This window comes from Viridibacillus sp. FSL E2-0187 (assembly GCF_038006425.1).
GTDB classification, from domain to species: Bacteria; Bacillota; Bacilli; order Bacillales_A; family Planococcaceae; genus Viridibacillus; species Viridibacillus arvi.
Window position 1 is genome coordinate 225,389 of record NZ_JBBOVG010000002.1, and the last position, 26,557, is coordinate 251,945.

Below are 26,557 nucleotides of genomic sequence, written 5' to 3' on the forward strand. Positions count from 1 at the left end.
ACTTTAGGGTATAAGTTGCTTTTTATAAATCATCTGTACTTAACTAGTCGCTTCTGCTTTTCTTGTTACTATGATAAAATGATAAGCACTGATTAAAAAGACGATGAAGGGGGACTTCTGATGCCTGTACCATTTATCACGGTTGAGGGGCCAATTGGCGTCGGAAAAACGTCACTTTCTAAAATAGTTGCTGAGACTTTTCAGTTTCACTTATTAAAAGAAATCGTGGACGAAAATCCGTTTTTAAATAAATTTTATGAAGACATTGATGAATGGAGTTTCCAGACAGAGATGTTTTTCTTGTGTAATCGCTATAAACAATTAACAGATATAAAGAATCATATACTATCGCATGAAAAATCTGCAGTTGCAGATTATCACATTTTTAAAAATTTAATCTTTGCTAAACGAACATTAAAAGAATCTGAATTTCACAAGTATGAAGAAATATATCGAATATTAACTACTGATATGCCATGTCCAAATGTAGTCGTTTATCTTCATGCAAGTGTCGATACTTTGATGAAACGAATTGCCATGAGGGGTCGCGAATTTGAAAAAATGATTTCAAGAGATTATATGGAACAGCTCGTTGCGGATTACCATGTATTTATTGAACGATTTGAAAAACAAAATCCAGATATTCCGGTAATACGAATCAATGGTGATGAAATTGATTTTGTAAAAAACCCATTGGATTTACAAAAAATCTTAAGAACTATTGAAGAAACATTAGAAAAAGGGAGTTTCGAGTCATGAATTTAAGAGAAAAATACGGCATTCCTGCTAATGCAGTTATTACAATTGCGGGAACAGTAGGAGTCGGCAAATCGACAATGACGAAGGCGTTAGCAAATGCATTAAATTTCCGTACGTCATTTGAAAAGGTCGATTCTAATCCTTACTTGGACAAGTTCTACGATGATTTTGAAAAATGGAGCTTTCATTTACAAATTTATTTCTTAGCTGAACGTTTCAAGGAGCAAAAACGTATTTTTGAATATGGTGGTGGCTTTATTCAAGATCGTTCTATCTATGAGGACACAGGGATTTTTGCTAAAATGCATGAAGAAAAAGGCACGATGAGCAAAACTGACTATGAAACATATAAAAACTTATTCGATGCAATGGTCATGACACCATATTTTCCTCATCCAGATTTGCTAATTTACTTGGAAGGACCAATTGAAGATATTTTAGAGCGTATTGAAGAACGTGGTCGTCCAATGGAACAACAAACACCAAGGGATTATTGGTATGAAATGCACGGACGTTACGAAAACTGGATCGACAGTTTTAATGCATGTCCGGTATTGCGTTTAGACATCAACGACTATGACTTGATGAAAAATCCAGATACAGTAGAAGTGATTGTGGAACGCATAAGTCATTTTATGGAGCAGACATCACATTTACGTCGTAAATAAATTGTAAGACTGTCAACTACATGACAGTCTTTTTTTATAGCAATTAATAATACGTTTAAAATTAATATAAGAAATGGAAGGAAATAATCATATATAGGTGCATCTTTTTATATTTTCATAAGAGGGGGTGCATTTTATGAGAGTAGGAATTTACTGCGGATCCAAGGTGGGGGCAAATCCTATATATGCTGAAAAGGCTATGGAGCTCGGAAGGGTTTTGGCTATGCATGGTGTTGGTGTTGTTTATGGAGGATCAATGGTAGGACTAATGGGGAAAGTAGCAGACGTAGTATTATCTAACGGAGGAGAAGTAATTGGGGTTATGCCGACTTTTTTGGAATGGAAAGAGATTACACATCAAGGTTTATCAAAATTAGTTTTTGTAGATACTATGTATGAGCGAAAGGCTAAAATGATTGAATTAGCAGATGCCTTTATAGCGTTGCCAGGTGGAGCGGGAACAATGGATGAGTTTTTTGATGTACTCACACTTTCCCAAGTTGGTCAGCATACGAAAGCAGTATGCTTATACAATATCAATCATTATTATGATTTCCTTCAAGCTCATTTACAACATACTGTGGATGAAGGCTTTATGTTGAAAAGTCAGCAGGGTCAAATAGGTGTGGTAAGTTCTCCTGAAGAGCTCTTATTATTTATAAATGAATTATAGAAGTAATCGATGGGTGCGGATATATTGATTTTGCTTTTGAAAAGAACTATATCAATTTAGGTAGCACATTTTTTACGGAAGACAAAAAAAGAAACAAACATAAATGTTTGTTTCTAAAATTTCTGACTATATGTATTAGAGAAAAAATTCGTCACTTTAGCAACGAATACAATCTCAATATTATGCGCGTGTTTTTAAAAATAAAATGGAGGAGGAAGAGGGATTCGAACCCCCGCGCGGTATGACCCGCCTGTCGGTTTTCAAGACCGATCCCTTCAGCCAGACTTGGGTATTCCTCCGAAGAAAATATGTTGTTGTCTTTCTGACAAGTAATACTTTATCATGTATTAAATACCTCGTCAACACTTTTTAATAAAAAATTTCAAATAATATTTAGAATGCCTATTTAACGAGGTTTTTTAAAGCGAAAAGTATTTTAATTAGAGGGTGAAGAATAGCTTGAAATAAGATGTTAATCGATCTTAGAACCATCCTTTTATTAATTGTAATATTTCGTTTCATGCTTTTATATTGATTTTTTTCATTATTCTTCGTATACTAATAGATGCCGTGCTAGGTGGGAAGGTAGCGGTGTCCTATAACTCGCAATCCGCTCTAGCGAGACTGAAGTCCTTTTCTAAGGCTGTCCGTATGTTTGGTCTGCCTTTTGCACGTAGTGTTGACGATTGGGTCCTACGCAATGCGTACCCGCGAACCATGTCAGGTCCGGAAGGAAGCAGCATTAAGCGGCTTATCGCATGTGCCGTAGGGTTGCCTAATCAGAGCTAACGACAAAAGTAACGCTTATGTACGGCTGTCGAAGGAAGGTGCACGGCATTTATCGTGCAAATTTCAAACTCATTCGTCGTTTTCGGCGAATGAGTTTTTCTTTTATCTAAAGGTATTGAGCGGCTTTCAGAAGCGCTCTTATGGTATAATATACACATTAAACTAATCGGCAAAAAAGGAGAGGTAAACGTTGACGTATCAAGCTTTTTATCGTGTGTATCGCCCACAATCATTCAGAGAAATGTCAGGACAGTCGCATGTTAAACGGACACTCCAAAATGCTCTCCTTGCCAATAAAACTACGCATGCTTATTTATTCTCTGGCCCTCGAGGTACAGGGAAAACAAGTACAGCGAAAATATTTGCAAAAGCATTAAATTGTGAGCATGCACCAACTGAGGAACCGTGTAATACATGTGCAACATGTCTTAGTATCACAAATGGGTCACATCCTGACGTCATTGAGTTTGATGCTGCATCCAACTCTCGCGTGGAAGAAATGCGTGAGATTATTGAAAAAGTACGTTTTGCACCTGCAAGCGCTCGTTTTAAAGTGTATATCATCGATGAAGTTCATATGCTATCTACAAGTGCATTTAATGCTTTACTTAAAACTTTAGAAGAACCACCTGCGCATGTTGTTTTCATATTGGCAACGACGGAACCCCATAAGTTGCCGGCGACGATTATTTCACGTTGTCAAAGGTTTGATTTTAAACGCCTTTCTTCTATTGACTTGTTAGAACGTATGAAAATTGTTTTAGAAGATATAGAACTACAATATGATGAGCAAGCGCTAAAAGTCATTGCACAGTCTGCTGCCGGAGGAATGCGCGACGCGTTGAGTATGCTGGACCAAGTTGTATCTTTCAGTGGGGACAAGTTAACACTAGAGGATGCACTATTCGTGACAGGCTCTATAAGCCAGGAAGTCTTCTATGATTTAGCAAAAGCATTAGGAGACAAAGATATTGCACAAGTATTAGCTCTTTTAGAAAAGCTAATGAGCGAAGGGAAAGATGCAGTTCGTCTATCAGAGGATCTCATCACATTTTTCCGTGACCTATTACTAATTCAAACAGCTCCTGATTTAGAGGATCTACTTGAGCTTGCCTCGTCTGATGAAAAGTTCAAAACTCTAGCCAACCAATTTACCACTGATACATTATATGGCTATGTTGATATCCTTTCAAAGACGCAACAAGAGATGCGCTTTTCACATCATTCCAAAATTTATTTAGAAACAGCCATGTTGAAAATGGCGCAATTTGCTCCAGGCCAACCCATCATTCAAGCGTCTACTCAAGCAAATAGTCCACTGATGCAAACTACCGGGGAATCATCTAATGTTGCAGATCTTGAAGCGAAGATTGCTTCATTAGAACAAATTGTTCACCAACTACAACAAGGTGGCCAACAACGCAATACAGCACCGGCCCAACAACGACAACGACCAAAAGTAGATAGTGGTATGAAAATTAATGTTGGTCGTATCCAAGAAGTACTTAAAGTAGCAACGAAAACAGATTTACAAATGATAAAATCAGCATGGTCTGATGTGCTAAATCAACTTCAAAAATCGCAATCAGCGCTTTTAGAAGACGCTGAACCTGTGGCAGCATCTTCTAATGCGTTTGTGTTAAAATTAAAGCAAGGAGTTTATTGCACGATAGGTACTAATAATGGTACATTTTCAGCGATGTCTACAATCTTACAACCATTAACAGGTGTGGCCTATGAAATTGTAGTAGTGCCCGAAGATAATTGGCTGAAAATACGTGCAGACTTCATTCGTCAGCATGGTCTGGACAAACAGGTTCATTCACTAGAAGAAACACCTGCAGATAATGTAAACGAAATGGCAGAACCTCTTTTTGTAGAGGAGCGAATTCCTTCAGAGGACCCGCTTGTCGCAAAAGCAGAGGAGCTTTTTGGTAAAGGTTTTGTAGAAATACTAGAAGAGTAAATTTTAATCATTTTGAGGAGGAAACTAATATGCGTGGTATGGGAAATATGAATAACATGATGAAACAAATGCAAAAAATGCAAAAGAAAATGATGGAAGCTCAAGAAGAACTAGCTGCTCAGGTGTTTGAAGGTATAGCTGGTGGTGGTATGGTGAAAGTAGTTATATCTGGTGAGAAGAAAGTAACTGACGTTATTCTTGATGAATCAGTAGTAGATCCAGAAGATATTGAAATGTTACAAGATCTAATTATCATTGCTACAAACGAAGCAATCAAAAAAGTAGACGAAACTACAAATGCTACAATGGGACAATTCACGAAAGGCATGAACCTTCCCGGCATGTTCTAGGAGGAATTGATATGCATTACCCTGAACCGATATCAAAACTAATCGATAGTTTTATGAAATTGCCAGGTATCGGGCCGAAAACCGCGGCTCGTCTGGCGTTTTTTGTGTTAACAATGAAAGAAGATACCGTTCTATCTTTTGCAAAGGCGTTAGTCGATGCTAAACGCAACTTAACTTATTGTTCAGTTTGTGGCCATATTACTGATGTGGATCCATGTCATATTTGTCAGGACAAACAACGTGATGCTTCGACTATCTGTGTTGTTCAAGATCCTAAAGATGTGATTGCCATGGAAAAAATGCGTGACTATCACGGTCTATATCATGTACTTCATGGTGCAATCTCACCGATGGATGGCATAGGCCCAGAAGACATTAATGTACCTACTTTATTGAAAAGATTGCAAGATGATCAAGTACAAGAATTGATTTTAGCTACAAACCCTACTATAGAAGGTGAAGCTACTGCAATGTACATTTCGCGCTTAGTGAAACCGTCGGGTATACGTACAACTCGTATAGCTCATGGTTTACCTGTAGGTGGCGATTTGGAATATGCGGATGAAGTAACTTTATCAAAAGCGTTAGAAGGAAGACGTGAACTGTAAAGTAAGGGGCGAACATGATGTTTTTTCGTAAACAAAAGCTACGTCAAGAGTTTGATGAGAAGTTAGTAGTTCTTATGAGAGAAACTAAAGAAGATTGGCAGCAGACGCAAGAAATTGAAGGTTTGCTAGATGATTATGATCTAGATACAATCGCGCAGCGTAAAATTGCCGAAAGTAAACACTTCTATCTATTTAAAGAAGCGCGTATTCGAAAAATCTTATTAAGAAAATGAATTAAAAACAGCATCCCAATCATATATTTCACTACTATCTTAAAAGGAGTTGGATATATATGATGTGGAAACCGATTGTTGGTTTCGTAGGGGTGTTGTTTTTTTTCTTCCTATTAATGAGAACGAGAAAACACTGGGGTAAAGCAATTGAGTGGTTATCAATTTTTTGGTTCCGTATAGCATTTTCTTTTGTACTATTGTTTGCGCTACACTATTTATTAGGTTTTGCAGGATTGTTTGTTCCTATTAACTTTTTCTCTAGCTTGTTGGTTGCGCTATTAGGTATACCAGGAGTAGCCTCTGTATTAGCAATTTCAATCTACTATAACTTTTTTTAAAAATGCACTTGCGCACGCTTCTAAAGCGTGTTATATTAGTTAGGTTGCTAATTTAAGTAACACATCAACTTTAAAACAACTTCAAAAAAGTTGTTGACACTGAGAAGTGAGGTTGATATAATATAAAGGTTGCTACAGAAATGAAGCGACTTATCAGGACAATAACTAAAAAGAAATTTTAAAAAGTTGTTGACAACGAAATGTTATCTTGATATAATATTATAAGTCGACTAGACGTCGGCACAACACAATGAACCTTGAAAACTGAACATGCAAGACGTTAATCAATAAGTGTTTTTGAACATCAACTCTGTTGGTGGATCAAAACAAAAATAGATATCATCTTCGGATGATACGCTAGCAAAGCTAATGAGCTTTCAAACTACTTTTATGGAGAGTTTGATCCTGGCTCAGGACGAACGCTGGCGGCGTGCCTAATACATGCAAGTCGAGCGAATGATGAAGAAGCTTGCTTCTTCTGATTTAGCGGCGGACGGGTGAGTAACACGTGGGCAACCTACCTAGTAGATTGGGATAACTCCGGGAAACCGGGGCTAATACCGAATAATCCATTTTGTCACATGGCAAAATGCTGAAAGGCGGTTTCGGCTGTCACTACTAGATGGGCCCGCGGTGCATTAGCTAGTTGGTGGGGTAATGGCCTACCAAGGCAACGATGCATAGCCGACCTGAGAGGGTGATCGGCCACATTGGGACTGAGACACGGCCCAAACTCCTACGGGAGGCAGCAGTAGGGAATCTTCCACAATGGACGAAAGTCTGATGGAGCAACGCCGCGTGAGTGATGAAGGTTTTCGGATCGTAAAACTCTGTTGTAAGGGAAGAACAAGTACGTTAGTAACTGAACGTACCTTGACGGTACCTTATTAGAAAGCCACGGCTAACTACGTGCCAGCAGCCGCGGTAATACGTAGGTGGCAAGCGTTGTCCGGATTTATTGGGCGTAAAGCGCGCGCAGGTGGTTTCTTAAGTCTGATGTGAAAGCCCACGGCTCAACCGTGGAGGGTCATTGGAAACTGGGAGACTTGAGTGCAGAAGAGGAAAGTGGAATTCCAAGTGTAGCGGTGAAATGCGTAGAGATTTGGAGGAACACCAGTGGCGAAGGCGACTTTCTGGTCTGTAACTGACACTGAGGCGCGAAAGCGTGGGGAGCAAACAGGATTAGATACCCTGGTAGTCCACGCCGTAAACGATGAGTGCTAAGTGTTAGGGGGTTTCCGCCCCTTAGTGCTGCAGCTAACGCATTAAGCACTCCGCCTGGGGAGTACGGCCGCAAGGTTGAAACTCAAAGGAATTGACGGGGGCCCGCACAAGCGGTGGAGCATGTGGTTTAATTCGAAGCAACGCGAAGAACCTTACCAGGTCTTGACATCCCAATGACCGCTCTAGAGATAGAGTTTTCCCTTCGGGGACATTGGTGACAGGTGGTGCATGGTTGTCGTCAGCTCGTGTCGTGAGATGTTGGGTTAAGTCCCGCAACGAGCGCAACCCTTGATCTTAGTTGCCATCATTTAGTTGGGCACTCTAAGGTGACTGCCGGTGACAAACCGGAGGAAGGTGGGGATGACGTCAAATCATCATGCCCCTTATGACCTGGGCTACACACGTGCTACAATGGACGATACAAAGAGTCGCTAACTCGCGAGGGTATGCTAATCTCATAAAATCGTTCTCAGTTCGGATTGTAGGCTGCAACTCGCCTACATGAAGCCGGAATCGCTAGTAATCGTGGATCAGCATGCCACGGTGAATACGTTCCCGGGCCTTGTACACACCGCCCGTCACACCACGAGAGTTTGTAACACCCGAAGTCGGTGAGGTAACCTTTATGGGGCCAGCCGCCGAAGGTGGGATAGATGATTGGGGTGAAGTCGTAACAAGGTAGCCGTATCGGAAGGTGCGGCTGGATCACCTCCTTTCTAAGGATAATTACGGAAACAGATCTTGGATCTGTCGATTAACGTCTTGCGTTCAGTTTTGAAGGCTCATTGTAAAATGATCTTCAAAACCTTGTTCTTTGAAAACTGGATAAAACGACATTGAAGCAAATTAAGTAACACATTTTTTATTATTAAGTTTTTTAGGCTTAATAACTAACTTTTAGGTTAAGTTATTAAGGGCGCATGGCGGATGCCTTGGCACTAGGAGCCGAAGAAGGACGGCACTAACACCGATATGCTTCGGGGAGCTGTAAGTGAGCTTTGATCCGGAGATTTCCGAATGGGGGAACCCACTGTTCGTAATGGAGCAGTATCTTGACGTGAATACATAGCGTCTTGATGGCAGACCCAGGGAACTGAAACATCTAAGTACCTGGAGGAAGAGAAAGAAAAATCGATTCCCTGAGTAGCGGCGAGCGAAACGGGAATAGCCCAAACCAAGAGGCTTGCCTCTTGGGGTTGTAGGACACTCTATATGGAGTTACAAAGGAATGAGTTAAACGAAGCGGTCTGGAAAGGCCCGCCAGAGCAGGTAACAGCCCTGTAGTTGAAAGTTCATTCTCTCTTGAGTGTATCCTGAGTACGGCGGAACACGTGAAATTCCGTCGGAATCTGGGAGGACCATCTCCCAAGGCTAAATACTACCTAGTGACCGATAGTGAACCAGTACCGTGAGGGAAAGGTGAAAAGCACCCCGGAAGGGGAGTGAAATAGATCCTGAAACCATGTGCCTACAAGTAGTTAGAGCCCGTTAATGGGTGATAGCGTGCCTTTTGTAGAATGAACCGGCGAGTTACGATTACATGCGAGGTTAAGTTTTAGAAGACGGAGCCGTAGCGAAAGCGAGTCTGAATAGGGCGAATGAGTATGTGGTTGTAGACCCGAAACCAGGTGATCTACCCATGTCCAGGGTGAAGGTAAGGTAACACTTACTGGAGGCCCGAACCCACGTACGTTGAAAAGTGCGGGGATGAGGTGTGGGTAGCGGAGAAATTCCAATCGAACCTGGAGATAGCTGGTTCTCTCCGAAATAGCTTTAGGGCTAGCCTCGTGATAGAGAATCCTGGAGGTAGAGCACTGTTTGAACTAGGGGTCCATCCCGGATTACCGAATTCAGACAAACTCCGAATGCCAGTGATTTATGCACGGGAGTCAGACTGCGAGTGATAAGATCCGTAGTCAAAAGGGAAACAGCCCAGACCACCAGCTAAGGTCCCAAAGTAATTGTTAAGTGGAAAAGGATGTGACGTTGCTTAGACAACCAGGATGTTGGCTCAGAAGCAGCCATCATTTAAAGAGTGCGTAATAGCTCACTGGTCGAGTGACGCTGCGCCGAAAATGTATCGGGGCTAAACAATTCACCGAAGCTGTGGATGGACATCTTAGATGTCCGTGGTAGGAGAGCGTTCTAAGTGCTGTGAAGTCAGACCGGAAGGACTGGTGGAGCGCTTAGAAGTGAGAATGCCGGTATGAGTAGCGAAAGACGGGTGAGAATCCCGTCCACCGAATGACTAAGGTTTCCTGAGGAAGGCTCGTCCGCTCAGGGTTAGTCGGGACCTAAGCCGAGGCCGATAGGCGTAGGCGATGGACAACAGGTTGATATTCCTGTACCACCTATTTACCATTTGAGCAATGGGGGGACGCAGTAGGATAGGGTAAGCATGCTGTTGGTTATGCATGTTCAAGCAGTGAGGCGTGAAATGAGGCAAATCCCATTTCTATAACGTTGAGCTGTGATGACGAGGACGTATGTCCGGAGTTCCTGATTTCACACTGCCAAGAAAAGCCTCTAGCGAGGTAAAAGGTGCCCGTACCGCAAACCGACACAGGTAGTCGAGGAGAGAATCCTAAGGTGTGCGAGAGAACTCTCGTTAAGGAACTCGGCAAAATGACCCCGTAACTTCGGGAGAAGGGGTGCTCTAGTAGGGTGAAAGCCCGAGAGAGCCGCAGTGAATAGGCCCAGGCGACTGTTTAGCAAAAACACAGGTCTCTGCAAAACCGTAAGGTGACGTATAGGGGCTGACGCCTGCCCGGTGCTGGAAGGTTAAGAGGAGTGCTTAGCGCAAGCGAAGGTGCGAATTGAAGCCCCAGTAAACGGCGGCCGTAACTATAACGGTCCTAAGGTAGCGAAATTCCTTGTCGGGTAAGTTCCGACCCGCACGAAAGGCGTAACGATCTGGGCACTGTCTCAACGAGAGACTCGGTGAAATTATAGTACCTGTGAAGATGCAGGTTACCCGCGACAGGACGGAAAGACCCCGTGGAGCTTTACTGTAGCCTGATATTGAATTTTGATACATCTTGTACAGGATAGGTAGGAGCCAGAGATTCCGGAGCGCCAGCTTCGGAGGAGGCGTTGGTGGGATACTACCCTAGATGTATTGAACTTCTAACCCATGCCCCTTAGCGGGGTAGGAGACAGTGTCAGGCGGGCAGTTTGACTGGGGCGGTCGCCTCCTAAAGAGTAACGGAGGCGCCCAAAGGTTCCCTCAGAATGGTTGGAAATCATTCGTAGAGTGTAAAGGCATAAGGGAGCTTGACTGCGAGACCTACAAGTCGAGCAGGGTCGAAAGACGGGCTTAGTGATCCGGTGGTTCCGCATGGAAGGGCCATCGCTCAACGGATAAAAGCTACCCCGGGGATAACAGGCTTATCTCCCCCAAGAGTCCACATCGACGGGGAGGTTTGGCACCTCGATGTCGGCTCATCGCATCCTGGGGCTGTAGTCGGTCCCAAGGGTTGGGCTGTTCGCCCATTAAAGCGGTACGCGAGCTGGGTTCAGAACGTCGTGAGACAGTTCGGTCCCTATCCGTCGTGGGCGTAGGAAATTTGAGAGGAGCTGTCCTTAGTACGAGAGGACCGGGATGGACACACCGCTGGTGTACCAGTTGTTCTGCCAAGGGCATCGCTGGGTAGCTATGTGTGGACGGGATAAGTGCTGAAAGCATCTAAGCATGAAGCCCCCCTCAAGATGAGATTTCCCATTACGCAAGTAAGTAAGATCCCTCAAAGACGATGAGGTAGATAGGTTCGAGGTGGAAGTGTGGCGACATACGGAGCTGACGAATACTAATAGATCGAGGACTTAACCAAATTTTACTTAACTAACTTCAATGTAATTTATCCAGTTTTGAGAGAACAAGTTCTCTAATATAGTCTAGTGATGATGGCAAAGAGGTCACACCCGTTCCCATGCCGAACACGGAAGTTAAGCTCTTTAGCGCCGATGGTAGTTGGGGGTTTCCCCCTGTGAGAGTAGGACGTTGCTAGGCACATTAAAGCACAGCTGATTTAATCAGTTGTGCTTTTTTGATTTTGAAAAATATAATAGATTTATCAAATAGACTGTTACGATAGCCTTAGCGATTTAATTAGAAGAAGTTTTGAATCTTCTAGTCCTACAGAAAAAATTAATGAACGAAAAAGAAATAAAGAACTTAGTATTATACATTACAGGTGAACCAACAATAGGTATGACAAGGTTCGCCGTTATTATTGATGGGGCTATACCACCCAGTAATATGTTAAAAGAGTAGCTTTAAGTCGATTATAAATTCGCTTAAAGCTTTTTTGTTTGTTTAAAACATTTCAATTAGTGGTATTGAGTCTTAAAAGACTAATATAATGCATTAGTGTAATATGTATAATTTGGTCGGGGGAATTGAATGGTTTCATCTTTAGAAAAAGATTAGTGATTTTGTCTATTTTAATTGAGAATAATAATTGCTTGTTTTAATACATTATATATAGAAGGTTATTAAAATACCCATTGCATTATGGATTAAACAATATGATAGTATTTGTATTATCTATGAGTAAAAGATTTTCATCTCCTTAAAAAATGAAGAGTAATTTATGGGCGTTCCAAAATATGGAACATCGTGTTTTTAAAATCTATCTAATGTTTAATTGGACTTTTTGATTGGTGAAATTACGAATGAGTGACGGGTTTTATGAATAGATATTGTATAATAGAGTAAATCGAAATTAATCGAAACTAATCCGTTATCGGAGGAACATATAATAATGAAGAAAAATTTATTTATAACATTTGAAGGACCAGAAGGAGCAGGGAAAACTACGGTTTTGAAAATGGTTGTTGAAAGGCTAGAAAGGGAGGGCAAGAAGTTCGTTGCAACCCGTGAACCTGGAGGCAACGAAATAGCTGAAAAGATTCGCGATATCATTTTAAATCCTGCCCATACAGCAATGGATGCACGTACGGAGGCTCTATTATATGCAGCTGCTCGCAGCCAGCATTTTGCGGAGAAGGTAGAACCAGCTTTAGCTTTAGGCATCCCGGTTTTATGTGATCGTTTTATTGATTCATCATTAGCTTATCAGGGACATGCTAGAGGTCTTGGGATGGAAGGGGTGCGTTCTATCAATGAGTTTGCTATTGGGGATAGAATGCCTGATCTGACGATATTATTTGATCTAGAACCAGAAGTGGGCCTTGCACGAATTAATGCGCATAGTGAACGTGAAATAAACCGTTTAGATGTGGAGAGTTTAGCATTCCATACAAAAGTTTGTGAAGCTTATAAAATATTAGCCGATCAAAATCCAGAACGTTTTCGTATAATAGATGCAAGTAAAAGTTTAGATGAAGTAGTGGAGAGTGTTTGGGAAATTTTGAAAAATGAATTATAAAGAAAATGAAGAAATTAGCTTGTTTGTGTTATAATTATTTAAAGAACCTATTTAATTAAGGGGTGAGTGCCGATGAAATTAGTTGTAGCAGTTGTACAAGATCAGGATAGTAACCGTCTTTCAAACGCTTTGACGAAAAATGAGTTTCGTGCAACAAAATTGGCAAGTACTGGAGGGTTCCTGCGCTCAGGAAATACAACATTCCTTATAGGTACTGACGATTCATTGGTTCCAAAAGCTTTAGATATCATTCGTGATAACTGTCGTGCTCGTGAGCAAATGGTAGCACCAATATCACCGATGGGTGGGAATGCGGATTCGTATATCCCATATCCTGTAGAAGTTGAGGTTGGGGGAGCTACAGTTTTCGTATTACCGATTGAACAGTTCCACCATTTCTAGTAATGGAGGCGACTGGTAATTGAAAATTAATCAAGACTTACGAACTGGCTTAGATCAATCACGTCAGCCGCTACAAAATCATCAACCTGTAACACGTTTTGGTGATGTGGTAGTGAAGCAGGGGCAGCGATTGCAAACAGAGCAACTAACAAGACTATTAGGTGATATTTCAACAGCTGGCGATCGCATTGCCAAATCTCGTAATTTACGTGACTTAGCTAAATTTAAAATGCTTGTAAAACGCTTCTTACAAGAGGCAGTTGATTATGGTATGGAGCTTAAACAATCGCATACATGGAATCGTTTTGGTGAAGGTCGACGATTGAAGGTTGTATCAACAATTGATGAAAAGCTTATCGAATTGACAGAGGACATTTTAGACCAGGAGAAAGACTCCGTTGACTTATTAAGTAAAATAGGCGAAATTAAAGGGTTGTTAATCAACTTATATACGTAAATAAACCCCGTGCCTTTCGGAACCCCGGAGCACGGGATTTTTTCAAACAATGAAAAGGTGATGAATGATGGTGCAGACAGCTGAAGAGCTACTGAAATTACAACCTGTAGTGATGAAGCAGCTCCAAACAATTTTCGATAAAAAAAGACTGGGTCATGCTTACATATTTGAAGGTGGAAAAGGCTCTGGAACTGAAGCTATAATGCATTTCTTTGTGCAATTAATGTTTTGTGAGGAACCTCGGAAAAATGTTCCATGTGAAACATGTCGAAATTGTCAGCGTATTAAATCAGGAAATCACCCAAATTTCCACCAAATATACCCGGATGGTCAATTTATTAAAGTAGCAGCCATAGAGGCTTTGTTACATGAAATGAATAAGACAGGCTTAGAAGCAGGGCGGAAGGTATATGTCATTCATGAGGCTGACCGTCTAAATCCGCAATCTGCCAATAAATTATTAAAATTTCTTGAAGAGCCTGAAGGTATTGTGACGGCAATCTTCATTACAGATAATATAAATGCTATGTTGTCGACTATTCGTTCACGTTGCCAACATATAAAGTTTCAGGGAATATCGAAGGACTCTATGATTAAAGAGCTTGTAGCAGAGGGAATTACGCTTTCAATGGCTGCTACGGTAAGCATGGTAACAAGTGATTTAGAGGAAGCTTTTTCTCTATCAAAAGAAGATGAGTTTGCGCAGGCCCGAAAAACAGTGTTAAAATTGGTTGAAGCAACCTTTACTAATGTGCATGAATCTATGTTATCAGTACATGAAGATTGGCTGCCGCTATTTAAAGAGAAAGAGCAAATGGAGTTGGCATTAGATTTACTGCTATTTGCATTTCGTGACATTGTTGCGATTAAAGCAAATCCCGAAGCAGTGTGTACGTATCCGGATTGGTTATCGTACTGGAAGAAAGTTGCATTGCAGACGACATATGCTCGTTTATCGACGCAGTTACAAGCGATATTACAAGCTCGTCAGCAATTACAGCGCAACATGAACCGAACGCTGATGATGGAGCAGCTTATGCTGAATCTGCAGGAGGGAAAATCCTTTGTATAATGTAGTTGGTGTCCGCTTTAAAAAGGCGGGTAAAATATATTATTTTGATCCTGGGGAGTTTTTATTAAGTAAGGGTCAATATGTGATTGTCGAAACTGCGCGTGGTATTGAGTATGGCAAAGTTGTTGTTCCAATGAAACAAGTAGGAGAAAGCGATGTTGTACTACCATTAAAGCAAGTCGTACGTCCAGCTGATGAACGCGATCGATTCCAGGTTGATGAAAATGCTATAGAATCTAAACGTGCTTTTGAATCGGCAACAGAAAAAATTTCAGAACATGAACTAGAAATGAAATTAGTTGATGTTGAATATACATTTGACCGCAATAAAATTATTTTTTATTTTACAGCGGAAGGTCGAGTAGATTTCAGAGAGTTAGTAAAAGATTTAGCTGCTATTTTCCGCACACGAATTGAACTTCGCCAAATTGGTGTGAGAGATGAGGCGAAGATGCTTGGTGGTATAGGTCCGTGTGGAAGAATGTTATGTTGTTCTACATTTTTAGGTGATTTTGAGCCAGTTTCTATAAAAATGGCTAAAGATCAAAACTTATCGCTTAACCCTTCTAAAATTTCAGGGTTATGTGGTCGTTTAATGTGTTGCTTGAAATATGAAAACGACGAGTATGAAGAAGCAAGAGAGCAAATGCCTGATATTGGTGCTGTAATTACAACACCAGATGGTAGTGGAAAAGTAGTAGGTATGAATATATTAGAACGCGTGCTACAAGTAGAGCTTTCTGAGCAACAACGTATTTTGGATTATACATTGGAAGAAATTTTACAACACGAAAAAAGTTCTGTCCAATAGTGGAAATAATGAGGTGGCTTGAGTGGAGGACCGTAATTTCTTAGATACTGTTATGGAGTTCGAACAACAGCTAGAATCGATGCAAAAACAATTTGAGGCACTGAAGAAATTCGTTGCACTCATGATGGAAGAGCATCAAACACTCCAAATGGAGAATCGTCATCTTCGCACACGTCTAGAGGAAGTACTCTCTTCTAAACCTGAGGGGAAGGTTATTAAAGACGTTTCGGCGAAAAAAGTAGAAATCCTTGATGTCGGTGAAGGTTATGATAACTTGGCACGACTTTATCATGAAGGATACCATGTATGTCATGTCCATTTTGGAGGATCACGTAAAGGCGAGGATTGTTTATTCTGCCTATCATTTTTAAATAAACAAAACGGCTAAACAAAGACTGATTCCATTTTCTTAAAAAGTGGAGGTCAGTCTTTTGCTATGTTGGAGGTAATTATATGGAACAGTGGTTGAAAGAAGATGAGAGACTTGATTATCTTTTAGCAGAGGAATTACGCATTATCCAGAGTCCGTCGGTGTTTTCATTTTCTCTTGATGCAGTGTTACTTGCAAAGTTTGTGAATGTACCGTATCAAAGGGGAAAGCTTGTTGATTTATGTGCTGGTAATGGAGCTATTCCTTTGTTCTTGAGTGCTCGGACAAAAGCGCATATTACTGGCGTAGAATTGCAAAGTCGTCTTGTTGATATGGCCAATAGAAGTGTTCATTACAATAAATTAGAACAACAAATTGAGATTATGCAAGGTGATGTGAAGACAATTGCATCTGTATTAGGCGCAGAAAAGTATGATGTTGTGACATGTAATCCACCTTATTTCCCTGCGCATGAAGCGAGTGATAAAAACTTGAAGGAGCATGTCGCGATTGCTAGACATGAAATCCATTTAACATTAGATCAAATGATTTTTTCCGCAAGCAAATTGTTAAAGCAGGGTGGAAAGGTAGCATTTGTCCATCGCCCGAGTCGTTTACTTGATATTATAACGGCGATGCGTGCAAATCGATTAGAGCCCAAACGCATCCGCTTTGTTTATCCGAAAGCTGGTAAAGAAGCGAATACATTATTAATAGAAGGAATTAAAGATGGCAAGCCAGATCTAAAGGTTTTACCCCCACTTTATGTATATGGAGAAGATGGTGAATATACAGCTGAAGTGAGAGAGATGCTATATGGAAAAGAACAATAAACATCTCATGTATGTACTAGAATGTGGTGATGGGACTTACTATACAGGTTATACAAATGATTTAGAACATCGACTTGGTGTGCATAATCAAGGAAAAGGTGCCAAGTATACGAGGGCACGTTTACCTGTACGTTGCATTTACTTTGAAGAATACGAGACAAAGCAAGAAGCGATGCGAGCTGAATACGCATTTAAACAATTAACACGTAAACAGAAGATCGACCATATAAGGAGCGGAAAACTGTGAAATCACAAAAAAGTACCATGCATGAAAATACGAGTTGCTTATATTTAGTCGCTACACCTATTGGCAATTTAGAAGACATGACTATGCGAGCTATTCGTATCCTAAAAGAAGCGGATGTCATCGCAGCAGAAGATACGCGTAATACTAAGAAACTTTGTAACTACTTTGAAATTGCTACACCTCTTGTTAGTTACCACGACCACAACAAAGAGTATGGTGGTGAAAAGCTTCTTAATTATTTACGTGAAGGTAAAACAGTAGCATTAGTAAGTGATGCAGGGCTACCGTGTATTTCAGATCCAGGTGCAGATATTGCTGCAAAGGCAATTGACGAAGACTTTGCGGTCGTACCGATACCTGGTGCTAATGCGGCTATCACCGCTTTAATTGCTTCAGGTTTAATTCCTCAACCATTTTTCTTCTATGGATTTTTGAGTCGTCAAAAGAAGGAACGAAAAGAAGCTTTAGAAAATTTGAGTAAGAGACAAGAGACGATTCTATTTTATGAAGCTCCTCACCGTTTGAAAGATACATTAAAGGATATGCAAACGATTCTGGGTAATCGTCGGATTGTTTTAGCACGCGAATTGACTAAGAAATTTGAAGAGTTTTTAAGAGGTACAATTGATGAAGCTTTAGAGTGGGCAATTGAAAGTGAAATTCGCGGAGAATTTTGTATTGTTTTAGAAGGTAATGTAAATGCTGATGAAGAAGAGGAAGCAACTTGGTGGGATGAGCTAACGGTTGTCGATCACATAAATAAGCTAATAGAAGAACAGCAACTATCTTCTAAAGATGCTATAAAAGAAGTGGCAAAAGTAAGAGGTCTTGCAAAGCGAGAAGTGTATCAAGCCTATCATGTGGAATAATAAGGTCTATTAATTAAAAAAACATCCGAAATGGCGAATATTTCGGATGTTTTCTATATATGAAATCACATTTGAAAAACAAGATAGGTAATAATCTATTTGTTATTGTATAACTTGTTACTCGAATATAATTAAATCCTCTAAATTATTTAGTTAATTTAGATTGGATTTCTTTTACAAGGATTTCAGCGCCTTCAGGGCTTAGGATTAAGCTACCACCAGCAAGACGGAAGTTATCATCAGATACTTCGCCTGTTACAGCGCAAGTCATATTAGGTAAGTATTTTTTTAAGATGATTTTATCATCATCAACGTAGATTTCAAGAGCGTCTTTTTCTGCAATGCCTAGAGTACGGCGAAGTTCGATAGGAATAACCACGCGACCTAATTCATCAACTTTGCGGACGATACCAGTAGATTTCATGACAAGAATTCCTCCTATATTATTATGATTTTTCGTCAAATTTCGACATATATTCTGTGTCTGTTGAATATCATACCAACTAATGCCATAAACGTCAATTATTTTTGTTTGAAAAATGATATTTTATTTCAAATATATTCCGTTCTTTAAGTAGAATTTACATACGAATTTGATTAATTTCCTCGAAAATGCATAAATAGCATGAGTTTTTTGCTATATTTAAGTATCTTGAATTCGAAATGTAATATTCGACATTTTTCGTCAAAAAGTCATTTAATAAACTTTGATTGAAAGGTTTTTCGTACTTGGTTAGAATAGAAAGTATACTGTAGAACACTGGAGGAAGTTTTCGTGGACAATCAAAAGAAAACATTCTATATAACAACACCTATTTATTACCCTAGTGGTAAATTTCATATTGGAACTGCATATACAACTGTAGCTTCTGATACGATCGCACGCTATAAACGTTTGAGAGGATATGACGTACGTTTCCAAACGGGCATGGACGAGCACGGGCAAAAAATTCAAGAAAAAGCAGCTGAGGCTGGCAAAGAACCACAGCAATATGTAAATGAAATTGCTGAATCAGCAAAATCCGTTTGGAAGTTAATGGACATCTCTTATGATGATTTTATCCAGACAACTGAAAAACGACATACAGACGCTGTCGAAAAGATTTTCCAAAAATTCTTAGACAACGGTGATATTTACAAAGGGGAATATGAAGGTTGGTATTGTACACCATGTGAATCATTCTTTACTGAGTCACAATTGGACAATGGTAACTGTCCTGATTGCGGTCGTCCTGTTCATAAGGTAAAAGAAGAATCGTACTTCTTTAATATGAAGAAATACGCTGATCGCCTTTTGAAATATTATGAGGATAATGTTGAATTTATCGAACCAGAGTCTCGTAAAAACGAAATGATTAATAACTTTATTAAACCTGGTTTAGAAGATTTATCTGTTTCTCGTACTTCTTTCGACTGGGGAATTAAAGTTCCAGGAGATCCAAAGCACGTTATTTATGTATGGGTTGATGCTTTAACAAATTATATTACAACGTTAGGCTATTTATCTGATGACGATACATTATTTAAAAAGTACTGGCCAGCAGATGTACATGTAGTTGGTAAGGATATAGTACGTTTCCATACAATATATTGGCCAATCTTCTTAATGGCTTTAGATTTACCATTACCTAAAAAAGTATTTGCACATGGTTTCATTATGATGAAAGATGGTAAAATGTCGAAATCTAAAGGTAATGTTGTATATCCTGAGATGTTAGTTGAGCGTTATGGATTAGATGCAACACGTTACTTCTTACTACGTGAGCTACCATTTGGATCAGATGGGGTATTCTCACCTGAATCATTTGTCGAACGTACAAACTTTGATCTTGCTAATGACCTTGGTAACTTATTAAACCGTACTATTTCTATGATGAACAAGTATTTCGATGGACATATACCAACTGAAGGTTTAGAACCAACAGAATTTGATGCAGCATTAATCGCACAAGCTACGGATACAAAAGTGAAATATGAAGAAAACATGGAAAAAATGCAATTTAGTGTAGTTCTTTCTGACATATGGGCATTAGTTTCACGTACAAACAAATATATTGATGAAACAGCACCATGGGTATTAGCAAAAGATGAAGCACTAAAAGGTCAATTAGCAACTGTAATGGCTAATTTAGCAGAAAGCTTACGACAAATAGCTGTTATGATTCAACCATTTATGACAATTGCACCAAAGCAAATTATGGAACAGCTTGGATTAGATGAAGAATTATTGGCTTGGGATACACTAGATACATTTGGTGCAATACCATCTGGTAAAAAAGTCATTGAAAAAGGTGTGCCAATTTTCCCTCGTCTAGATAATGAAGTAGAAGTTGGCTATATTCGAGAACAAATGCAAGGTTCAGTTAAGCCAATTGAAGAGCCTAAAAAAGATGTTGTAGCAAAAAAAGAAGAAGATGTACCTGAAATTTCTTTTGAAGATTTCATGAAAGTGGATCTTCGTGTTGCAACTGTCATTGCATGCGAAAAAATTCCAAAAGCAGATAAATTATTAAAGTTACAATTAGAGCTAGGATATGAGCAACGCCAAGTTGTATCAGGTATTGCTGAGTATTACAAACCGGAAGAATTAGTTGGGCGTAAAGTAATCGTTGTTGCTAACTTAAAACCAGTAAAACTTCGTGGTGAACTTTCTCAAGGTATGGTTTTGGCAGGAAGTAAAGATGGTGTTTTAACTTTAGCGACTGTCGATGAAAAACTAGAAAACGGCGCAAAAGTAAAATAAAAATTTAATAACAACTAAAGAATCATCTTATTGATAATGAAGGAAGTCTAAATTTCCCTAAATATCGCGATTTTTCTTAAGTTTACTGAAAAACCAAGAGCCTACTGTATGAAATAGTAGGCTCTTGGTTCTATTTATGGATATGATATTTTTTTGTGGAACTGCATTTCAGGGATCTGTTATTAGTATAAAAATAACACAGTGAAATTTTAATACCTATAAATATCCCTTTTAATGGTTAATGAAATAATCCAGAGAGCCTTGTAATCAAATTGTAATATAAATGACAACTCTGAAATCTGTTCTTTGTCTAAAATAAAACTACTGTGAGGAGAATGACGATGTTTATCGATACACATGTGCATTTGAATGCTGACCAATACGAAGAGGATATACAAGAAGTGATCCAACGCGCATTAGATGCTGATGTAAAAGAGATGGTTGTCGTAGGTTTTGACAGACCAACAATTAAGAAGGCGATGAAATTAATTGATGAATATCCATTTTTGTACGCAGCAATCGGTTGGCATCCTGTAGATGCAATTGACTGCACAGAAGCGGATTTACAATGGATTGAGGAATTAGCAGCTCATCCAAAGGTAGTTGCAATCGGTGAAACAGGACTTGATTATTATTGGGATAAATCTCCAAAGGAAATACAACAGGAATTATTACGTAAACAAATTCGATTAGCACAAAAATTGGATTTACCAATTGTCATTCATAATCGTGATGCAACAGAAGATTGTGTGCGCATCTTGAAAGAAGAACATGCAGAAATTACGGGTGGAGTTATGCATTGTTATAGCGGAAGTGTAGAAATTGCAAAAGAGTGTATTAACATGAATTTCATGATTAGCTTAGGTGGTCCCGTTACTTTCAAAAATGCAAAAAAACCAAAAGAAGTTGCAACAGAAATTCCACTTGAGTATTTGATGATTGAAACGGATGCTCCTTACTTGGCACCTCACCCACATCGAGGTAAAAGAAATGAGCCATCTTTAGTACCGCTAGTAGCGGAAGAAATAGCGCGCCTAAAGGAAATATCGGTAGAAGAAGTAGCATCGGCAACAACTGCCAATGCCCACCGTTTTTATAAAATTACGAAATAAAATGCAAGGTCGCCTCCCTTACTTCGGATAGGAAAACTTGCTTAGTTGTCAAAATTAGGTAAAAACCTTAGGTGTTGACAGCTAAAAAGAAGGTCTATATAATCCAACGAGTGATAAGGAGGCGTTTTTCATGACAAAAAATTCCATGAAAAACCTGTTCTCAAGATCATTGAGGAATAAGCAAACAGTGATGATGGTATTACCAATCGCACTAGTAATTGCTTTCGTAGCTTCGAATTTATTCGAAAGTACAAATACAGCCGTGGTAAACGGTGATCATCGAGAAGTTACAGCACAAAACAATATTGTTGGTGTTAAAGCATCTGACAATGATATAATACAAACCTCAGTGAATACGAATTTTAAAACTAATAATACAAATTCGTATGAACAGGCATTAAATTTAACCATCCAAGGTGATGGTAGCAACAAGATAGCAGGAACCACTTCGACTACGGTCGCTGACTTTTTAAAGCAACCAATAGTTGAGTCAGGCGAGATAGGACGCGCTCAACAAAATACTAAGGCGCTAGCTAAAACACCTAACACAACGGCTTTTGATGATGTTCGAGTACAAAAAGTCACCGATGTGGTGGAAGGCTCTAAAGGCTCCACAACTGACGTTAGTAACATGAAAATTACACAAGTTAGCAAAGCCAAAACCTATAAAACTAAAGGTCGTCTTAATTTACGAAAAGGTGCAAGCACAAAATATAAAGTGCTTCTGACGATTCCTAAAGGTAAAAAAGTGACGTACAAAGGCAAAAAAGGCTCTTGGTATAAGGTGAAATATAAAAGTAAAACGGGTTATGTTTCATCAAAATATTTAACATCAATTAAAAAAGTTTCAAAACCTAAGACACCATCTCGTTCAGATGAGCCGTCTAGTGGTCGAACTATGTATGTAACAGCTACAGCTTACACTGCTTTCTGTAATGGTTGTTCTGGTAAAACCGCTACAGGTATCGACTTACGCAAGAATCCAAATATAAAAGTAATTGCTGTTGATCCTAAGGTTATTAAATTAGGTTCTAAAGTTTGGGTAGAAGATTACGGTTATGCGGTTGCTGGGGATACTGGCGGCGCAATTAAAGGCAACAAGATCGATGTCTTTATTTCAAATAAGCAATCTGTTTATAATTGGGGTCGCAAAAGAGTTAAAATAAAGGTATTAAACTAATACATGTCGTTTAACATATAGATATGAAAAGCTTTCCTTGCAATTGTAGGGAAAGCTTTTTTTATAGGGACAGTCTTACTGATTGAAAACGAGCCTTCTTACTTAAGCTACTGTACAATATAAGTAATATAGCAGTAAAATAGTCAAAGGACGTTTTAGAAAAGAGGATAAGGTATCCGTGGAAATAAAAGAATTTATTGTGGTTGAAGGAAAAGATGATACGACAGCAATTAAACGGGCTGTTCATGCAGATACAATCGAAACGAACGGTTCTGCTATTTCAGAGGAAGTTCTACGACGAATTCAACATGCCCAAGAAAAAAGGGGAGTTATCGTCTTTACGGATCCGGATTATCCAGGGAGACGTATTCGGGCAATTATTGAACAAAGAGTGCCAGATGTAAAACATGCGTTTTTGCCGAAAAAGAAAACTATTGCTAAAAACGGAAAAAGTCTTGGTATAGAACATGCAAAAGACGGTGATATCCGTTATGCCCTCTCAAACGTTTATACACCTAGAGTGGCATCAGAGGACGTGCAGATTATCACATTAGATGATTTAATCGTAGCTCAACTACTGTCACATCCTAATGCGAAGGCACGTAGAGAACGTTTAGGTGAGTTATTAAATATAGGTTCAACTAACGGCAAACAATTGCACAAGCGATTACAAATGTTTCAAATAACTTTAGAGCAATTCGGTGAAGCGATTGCACAGATAAATCAGGAGGAACAAAATGCATAAAGATATTGCAACGCCTTTACGCACGCAAGAGATTTTAAAGAAATATGGTTTTTCATTCAAAAAAAGTTTAGGGCAAAATTTTTTAATTGACCCTAATATTCTTCGTAACATTGTGAGCTACGCTGATTTAACAGAAGATAGTGTGGCAATTGAGGTTGGTCCAGGTATAGGTGCTCTGACAGAGCATTTAGCTCGCTCTGCAGGCCAGGTTGTATCATTTGAGATTGATCAACGTTTATTACCAGTTCTAGAAGATACATTAAGCCCATATGATAATGTGAAAGTTGTTCATTCGGATATTTTAAAAGCGAATGTAGCTGAGGAGTTAAGTTCGGAGTTTGCGAAGTATAAAGACATTATGGTAGTAGCAAATTTACCTTATTACGTAACAACTCCAATTTTACTAAAATTATTAATGGAAAAATTACCTATACGCGGTATGGTTGTGATGATGCAAAAAGAAGTGGCAGATCGTATTTCTGCAAATCCTGGTACAAAGGCGTATGGTTCACTTTCGATTGCTATCCAATATTATATGAAGGCTGAAGTAGTGATGACTGTACCGAAAACTGTCTTCATGCCACAGCCGAATGTAGATTCAGCTGTTATTCGCCTAACTCGTCATGCAGAGCCACCAGTGCATGTAATCGATGAAGAATTCTTATTTGAAGTATCGAGAAGTTCTTTTGCGCAACGTCGTAAAACAATATTAAATAACTTACAATCGCAGTTACCAAAAGGTAAAGAAAAGAAAGAAAAAATTCTGGAAGCACTAGCTGAGTGTGGTATTGATCCAACTCGCCGTGGTGAAACTTTGTCTATTATTGAGTTTGGTCAATTGGCTGATGCACTTTATCCTACCTTCCGTCAATAAACGTTTCTGTTACATTCTTAGCACACTCGTAAAAAAAATATAGATTTTCGAATAAAAAACAATTGACATCACTAAGATGGATTGATAAAATAATTTATTTAACTTGACGAATTAAACATCCTCATGTATAATGGTTTATAGTGAGGTGTAAGCGAAAATGCCAAAAACTTTAGCCGACATTAAGAAGTCGTTAGATTGTCATTTGGGTAGACGTTTGCAATTAAAAGCAAACGGTGGTCGCAAGAAAACGGTTGAGCGCGCTGGAATATTACGTGAAACATATCGCGCAGTATTTGTAGTTGATCTTGATCAAGATGAAAACGCCTTTGAGCGAGTTTCTTACAGCTACACAGATATTTTAACAGAAGCAGTAGAGATTACATTTGACGATGACATCAAAGAATTGGTCATTGCCAAGTAAGTGCATTTATAATCGAATATTTTTTTTCGGACACTTGTAACGTATTCTTTGCGTAAGAATATTTTATGAGTGTTTTTGTTTTTTTATTGAACATACTATAACAGTCAGTCATCTAAGGAGGAATTTCGAATGGCGAGAAAACGTATCATGTCGGATCGTTTGAAAGAAGAAATCGCAAAAGACCTTGGATTTTACGATGTAGTAGAGCGAGAAGGATGGGGCGGGATCAAATCACGAGATGCCGGTAATATGGTCAAAAGAGCAATCGAAATGGCACAACAGCAATTAGCTGAAGAAGCAAAAACAAAGTAGATTGATGATTGTCCAAAATTGATGAACTGACAATTGGCTGCCTCACAGCTTGAGCTTTCAACTGTGAGGTAGCTTTTCGTTTTTAATATAAAGGTTTATAGGCATAAAAATCTCCCGATTGGAAAGGTAGAAGCTTATTTACAAAGGTCTTCCTGTGGTAGAATAATAATCAGTGAAAAAAGCACGAATAATAGAATCGCTTTTTGTATAAAAACCTGCTAGGAAGGGGGCAGCGTTATGCTTTACGTAAAAGCACCTGCCAAGATTAATTTAACATTAGATGTACTCTACAAACGTCCCGATGGTTATCATGAAGTAGAGATGATTATGACAACGGTTGATCTCGCTGATAGAGTCGGCCTTAGAAGTAGAAAAGATGGGCTTATTAAAATTCATTCGACAGATCGCTTTGTACCTGATGATCAAAGAAACCTAGCTTATCAAGCAGCTAAGTTATTAAAAGATACATACAATATAGATAAGGGTGTATCTATTACTATTGATAAACATATTCCAGTAGCAGCTGGACTAGCTGGAGGTAGTAGCGATGCTGCCGCAACTTTGAAAGGTTTAAATACATTATGGAATTTAAACCTAACTATGGATGAAATCGCAGAATTAGGAGCTAAAATTGGTTCTGATGTATCTTTTTGTGTTTACGGTGGCACTGCACTTGCAACAGGTCGAGGAGAGCGTATACAGGCGATTTCAGCGCCTCCAAGTTGCTGGGTAGTATTAGCTAAGCCAACTATTGGTGTCTCAACAGCGGCTGTTTATGGTGGTTTAAACATGGATGATGTTGTCCATCCGAATACACAACAGATGATTCAAGCCATTGAAGAGGATGATTATGAATTACTTTGTGATACTGTAGGGAATGTACTAGAAACGGTTACATTAAAATTACATCCAGAAGTAGCAGTGATTAAAGAACAAATGAAGCGTTTTGGAGCGGATGCCGTATTAATGAGTGGTAGCGGTCCAACGGTGTTTGGCCTCGTGCAGAATGAGGCTCGTGTAAGTCGTATTTACAATGGATTAAGAGGCTTTTGTGATGAAGTATATGCAATTCGTATGCTTGGAGATCGCGATTCCCTTGATTAAATACGTA

26 protein-coding genes, 1 tRNA gene, 3 rRNA genes and 1 other RNA gene are annotated in these 26,557 nt (G+C 39.3%); 29 read left to right on the forward strand and 2 right to left on the reverse strand.

The features are described 5' to 3' along the window. The first annotated feature begins 120 nt into the window (after positions 1–120). The 3 genes from MHH85_RS20210 to MHH85_RS20220 all read left to right on the forward strand — a co-directional run bounded on the left by MHH85_RS20210 (position 121) and on the right by MHH85_RS20220 (position 2,100). The gene (locus MHH85_RS20210; RefSeq protein ID WP_340708319.1) at positions 121–759 is read left to right on the forward strand and encodes a deoxynucleoside kinase; all 639 of its coding nucleotides are present in this window, start codon (positions 121–123) and stop codon (positions 757–759) included. Then, positions 756–1,427 carry a deoxynucleoside kinase gene (locus MHH85_RS20215; RefSeq protein WP_340708320.1) on the forward strand — a complete coding sequence of 224 codons (672 nt, stop codon included), beginning with the start codon at positions 756–758 and terminating at the stop codon, positions 1,425–1,427. The genes MHH85_RS20210 and MHH85_RS20215 overlap by 4 nt, the downstream gene beginning before the upstream one ends. 136 nt (positions 1,428–1,563) lie before the next feature. Further along, positions 1,564–2,100, forward strand: a complete 537-nt coding sequence (locus tag MHH85_RS20220; protein ID WP_340708321.1) for an LOG family protein — start codon at positions 1,564–1,566, stop codon at positions 2,098–2,100. Positions 2,101–2,306: 206 nt separating this feature from the next. Here the strand turns inward: MHH85_RS20220 and MHH85_RS20225 are convergent. Then, a tRNA-Ser gene (locus tag MHH85_RS20225) sits at positions 2,307–2,399 on the reverse strand. Between the two features lie 269 nt (positions 2,400–2,668). On the opposite strand from MHH85_RS20225, the gene ffs reads away from it, so the two are divergent. The 18 genes from ffs (at position 2,669) to rsmI (ending at position 18,059) form a co-directional block, all read left to right on the forward strand. Then, positions 2,669–2,935, forward strand: an RNA gene (gene ffs, locus MHH85_RS20230) — signal recognition particle sRNA large type. A gap of 144 nt (positions 2,936–3,079) precedes the next feature. Continuing rightward, on the forward strand, positions 3,080–4,855 hold the full coding sequence (gene dnaX, locus MHH85_RS20235) for a DNA polymerase III subunit gamma/tau (RefSeq protein WP_193737874.1): 1,776 nt from the start codon (positions 3,080–3,082) through the stop codon (positions 4,853–4,855). Between the two features lie 29 nt (positions 4,856–4,884). Beyond that, entirely contained in the window at positions 4,885–5,205 is a 321-nt protein-coding gene (locus MHH85_RS20240; protein ID WP_340708322.1) for a YbaB/EbfC family nucleoid-associated protein, read from the forward strand. An 11-nt stretch (positions 5,206–5,216) separates the two neighbouring features. After that, the gene (gene recR, locus MHH85_RS20245) at positions 5,217–5,813 is read left to right on the forward strand and encodes a recombination mediator RecR (protein ID WP_038181014.1); all 597 of its coding nucleotides are present in this window, start codon (positions 5,217–5,219) and stop codon (positions 5,811–5,813) included. A gap of 17 nt (positions 5,814–5,830) precedes the next feature. Next, a complete protein-coding gene (locus MHH85_RS20250; RefSeq protein ID WP_081730036.1) occupies positions 5,831–6,046 on the forward strand; it encodes a YaaL family protein in 216 nt (71 codons plus the stop codon). A 59-nt stretch (positions 6,047–6,105) separates the two neighbouring features. Further along, positions 6,106–6,384: a pro-sigmaK processing inhibitor BofA family protein gene (locus tag MHH85_RS20255; protein WP_038181008.1), complete on the forward strand. Its 279-nt coding sequence runs from the start codon at positions 6,106–6,108 to the stop codon at positions 6,382–6,384. Positions 6,385–6,771: 387 nt separating this feature from the next. Beyond that, positions 6,772–8,324, forward strand: a 16S ribosomal RNA gene (locus tag MHH85_RS20260). 184 nt (positions 8,325–8,508) lie between these two features. Further along, positions 8,509–11,438, forward strand: a 23S ribosomal RNA gene (locus tag MHH85_RS20265). A 63-nt stretch (positions 11,439–11,501) separates the two neighbouring features. Beyond that, positions 11,502–11,617 (forward strand): 5S ribosomal RNA (gene rrf, locus MHH85_RS20270). Together the 16S, 23S and 5S rRNA genes form the textbook arrangement of a ribosomal RNA operon. A 754-nt stretch (positions 11,618–12,371) precedes the next feature. Further along, positions 12,372–12,998 carry a dTMP kinase gene (gene tmk, locus MHH85_RS20275; protein WP_193737873.1) on the forward strand — a complete coding sequence of 209 codons (627 nt, stop codon included), beginning with the start codon at positions 12,372–12,374 and terminating at the stop codon, positions 12,996–12,998. A 72-nt stretch (positions 12,999–13,070) separates the two neighbouring features. Then, positions 13,071–13,400, forward strand: coding sequence for a cyclic-di-AMP receptor (locus MHH85_RS20280; protein ID WP_193737872.1), 330 nt, complete (start codon positions 13,071–13,073; stop codon positions 13,398–13,400). Between the two features lie 19 nt (positions 13,401–13,419). After that, on the forward strand, positions 13,420–13,857 hold the full coding sequence (locus tag MHH85_RS20285; RefSeq protein ID WP_053418393.1) for a YaaR family protein: 438 nt from the start codon (positions 13,420–13,422) through the stop codon (positions 13,855–13,857). 67 nt (positions 13,858–13,924) lie between these two features. Continuing rightward, positions 13,925–14,929 carry a DNA polymerase III subunit delta' gene (gene holB, locus MHH85_RS20290; protein WP_340708534.1) on the forward strand — a complete coding sequence of 335 codons (1,005 nt, stop codon included), beginning with the start codon at positions 13,925–13,927 and terminating at the stop codon, positions 14,927–14,929. Then, positions 14,922–15,740 (forward strand): PSP1 domain-containing protein, encoded by an 819-nt coding sequence (locus tag MHH85_RS20295; protein ID WP_193737870.1) that lies wholly within the window; start codon positions 14,922–14,924, stop codon positions 15,738–15,740. Before holB ends, MHH85_RS20295 begins: the two co-directional genes overlap by 8 nt. A 22-nt stretch (positions 15,741–15,762) precedes the next feature. After that, on the forward strand, positions 15,763–16,128 hold the full coding sequence (gene yabA, locus MHH85_RS20300; RefSeq protein WP_193737869.1) for a DNA replication initiation control protein YabA: 366 nt from the start codon (positions 15,763–15,765) through the stop codon (positions 16,126–16,128). Positions 16,129–16,193: 65 nt separating this feature from the next. Continuing rightward, positions 16,194–16,943: a tRNA1(Val) (adenine(37)-N6)-methyltransferase gene (locus tag MHH85_RS20305; protein ID WP_340708323.1), complete on the forward strand. Its 750-nt coding sequence runs from the start codon at positions 16,194–16,196 to the stop codon at positions 16,941–16,943. After that, positions 16,927–17,190: a GIY-YIG nuclease family protein gene (locus tag MHH85_RS20310; protein ID WP_193737867.1), complete on the forward strand. Its 264-nt coding sequence runs from the start codon at positions 16,927–16,929 to the stop codon at positions 17,188–17,190. The genes MHH85_RS20305 and MHH85_RS20310 overlap by 17 nt, the downstream gene beginning before the upstream one ends. After that, positions 17,187–18,059 (forward strand): 16S rRNA (cytidine(1402)-2'-O)-methyltransferase, encoded by an 873-nt coding sequence (rsmI, locus tag MHH85_RS20315; protein WP_340708324.1) that lies wholly within the window; start codon positions 17,187–17,189, stop codon positions 18,057–18,059. The genes MHH85_RS20310 and rsmI overlap by 4 nt, the downstream gene beginning before the upstream one ends. 145 nt (positions 18,060–18,204) lie before the next feature. Here the strand turns inward: rsmI and MHH85_RS20320 are convergent, their stop codons facing one another. Continuing rightward, positions 18,205–18,483, reverse strand: a complete 279-nt coding sequence (locus tag MHH85_RS20320; RefSeq protein WP_038179230.1) for an AbrB/MazE/SpoVT family DNA-binding domain-containing protein — start codon at positions 18,481–18,483, stop codon at positions 18,205–18,207. Positions 18,484–18,834: 351 nt separating this feature from the next. Here MHH85_RS20320 and metG point away from each other — a divergent pair, with 351 nt between their 5' ends. The 8 genes from metG (at position 18,835) to ispE (ending at position 26,550) form a co-directional block, all read left to right on the forward strand. Continuing rightward, a complete protein-coding gene (gene metG, locus MHH85_RS20325; RefSeq protein WP_340708325.1) occupies positions 18,835–20,802 on the forward strand; it encodes a methionine--tRNA ligase in 1,968 nt (655 codons plus the stop codon). Between the two features lie 341 nt (positions 20,803–21,143). After that, positions 21,144–21,914, forward strand: a complete 771-nt coding sequence (locus MHH85_RS20330) for a TatD family hydrolase (protein WP_340708326.1) — start codon at positions 21,144–21,146, stop codon at positions 21,912–21,914. Between the two features lie 130 nt (positions 21,915–22,044). Then, complete coding sequence (locus MHH85_RS20335; protein WP_340708327.1) at positions 22,045–23,094, forward strand: 3D domain-containing protein; 1,050 nt, start codon at positions 22,045–22,047, stop codon at positions 23,092–23,094. A 178-nt stretch (positions 23,095–23,272) separates the two neighbouring features. Then, on the forward strand, positions 23,273–23,839 hold the full coding sequence (gene rnmV / locus MHH85_RS20340; protein WP_340708328.1) for a ribonuclease M5: 567 nt from the start codon (positions 23,273–23,275) through the stop codon (positions 23,837–23,839). After that, the gene (gene rsmA / locus MHH85_RS20345) at positions 23,832–24,713 is read left to right on the forward strand and encodes a 16S rRNA (adenine(1518)-N(6)/adenine(1519)-N(6))-dimethyltransferase RsmA (RefSeq protein ID WP_053418382.1); all 882 of its coding nucleotides are present in this window, start codon (positions 23,832–23,834) and stop codon (positions 24,711–24,713) included. The genes rnmV and rsmA overlap by 8 nt, the downstream gene beginning before the upstream one ends. A gap of 157 nt (positions 24,714–24,870) precedes the next feature. Next, positions 24,871–25,134 carry a biofilm formation stimulator Veg gene (gene veg, locus MHH85_RS20350; RefSeq protein WP_038179237.1) on the forward strand — a complete coding sequence of 88 codons (264 nt, stop codon included), beginning with the start codon at positions 24,871–24,873 and terminating at the stop codon, positions 25,132–25,134. Positions 25,135–25,263: 129 nt separating this feature from the next. Continuing rightward, the gene (locus MHH85_RS20355; protein WP_053418381.1) at positions 25,264–25,446 is read left to right on the forward strand and encodes a small, acid-soluble spore protein, alpha/beta type; all 183 of its coding nucleotides are present in this window, start codon (positions 25,264–25,266) and stop codon (positions 25,444–25,446) included. Positions 25,447–25,683: 237 nt separating this feature from the next. Continuing rightward, positions 25,684–26,550 carry a 4-(cytidine 5'-diphospho)-2-C-methyl-D-erythritol kinase gene (gene ispE / locus MHH85_RS20360; protein ID WP_193737860.1) on the forward strand — a complete coding sequence of 289 codons (867 nt, stop codon included), beginning with the start codon at positions 25,684–25,686 and terminating at the stop codon, positions 26,548–26,550. The last annotated feature ends 7 nt before the right edge of the window (positions 26,551–26,557 follow it).

What these genes read in the sequence shown, in the direction of transcription:
- MHH85_RS20210 (WP_340708319.1), top strand. Translation starts at nt 121, where the DNA reads ATGCCTGTACCATTTATCACGGTTGAGGGGCCAATTGGCGTCGGAAAA.
- MHH85_RS20215 (WP_340708320.1), top strand. Translation starts at nt 756, where the DNA reads ATGAATTTAAGAGAAAAATACGGCATTCCTGCTAATGCAGTTATTACA.
- MHH85_RS20220 (WP_340708321.1), top strand. Translation starts at nt 1,564, where the DNA reads ATGAGAGTAGGAATTTACTGCGGATCCAAGGTGGGGGCAAATCCTATA.
- MHH85_RS20240 (WP_340708322.1), top strand. Translation starts at nt 4,885, where the DNA reads ATGCGTGGTATGGGAAATATGAATAACATGATGAAACAAATGCAAAAA.
- recR (WP_038181014.1), top strand. Translation starts at nt 5,217, where the DNA reads ATGCATTACCCTGAACCGATATCAAAACTAATCGATAGTTTTATGAAA.
- MHH85_RS20250 (WP_081730036.1), top strand. Translation starts at nt 5,831, where the DNA reads ATGTTTTTTCGTAAACAAAAGCTACGTCAAGAGTTTGATGAGAAGTTA.
- MHH85_RS20255 (WP_038181008.1), top strand. Translation starts at nt 6,106, where the DNA reads ATGATGTGGAAACCGATTGTTGGTTTCGTAGGGGTGTTGTTTTTTTTC.
- tmk (WP_193737873.1), top strand. Translation starts at nt 12,372, where the DNA reads ATGAAGAAAAATTTATTTATAACATTTGAAGGACCAGAAGGAGCAGGG.
- MHH85_RS20280 (WP_193737872.1), top strand. Translation starts at nt 13,071, where the DNA reads ATGAAATTAGTTGTAGCAGTTGTACAAGATCAGGATAGTAACCGTCTT.
- holB (WP_340708534.1), top strand. Translation starts at nt 13,925, where the DNA reads ATGGTGCAGACAGCTGAAGAGCTACTGAAATTACAACCTGTAGTGATG.
- MHH85_RS20305 (WP_340708323.1), top strand. Translation starts at nt 16,194, where the DNA reads ATGGAACAGTGGTTGAAAGAAGATGAGAGACTTGATTATCTTTTAGCA.
- MHH85_RS20310 (WP_193737867.1), top strand. Translation starts at nt 16,927, where the DNA reads ATGGAAAAGAACAATAAACATCTCATGTATGTACTAGAATGTGGTGAT.
- MHH85_RS20320 (WP_038179230.1), bottom strand. Translation starts at nt 18,483, where the DNA reads ATGAAATCTACTGGTATCGTCCGCAAAGTTGATGAATTAGGTCGCGTG.
- MHH85_RS20330 (WP_340708326.1), top strand. Translation starts at nt 21,144, where the DNA reads ATGTTTATCGATACACATGTGCATTTGAATGCTGACCAATACGAAGAG.
- MHH85_RS20335 (WP_340708327.1), top strand. Translation starts at nt 22,045, where the DNA reads ATGACAAAAAATTCCATGAAAAACCTGTTCTCAAGATCATTGAGGAAT.
- rsmA (WP_053418382.1), top strand. Translation starts at nt 23,832, where the DNA reads ATGCATAAAGATATTGCAACGCCTTTACGCACGCAAGAGATTTTAAAG.
- veg (WP_038179237.1), top strand. Translation starts at nt 24,871, where the DNA reads ATGCCAAAAACTTTAGCCGACATTAAGAAGTCGTTAGATTGTCATTTG.
- MHH85_RS20355 (WP_053418381.1), top strand. Translation starts at nt 25,264, where the DNA reads ATGGCGAGAAAACGTATCATGTCGGATCGTTTGAAAGAAGAAATCGCA.
- ispE (WP_193737860.1), top strand. Translation starts at nt 25,684, where the DNA reads ATGCTTTACGTAAAAGCACCTGCCAAGATTAATTTAACATTAGATGTA.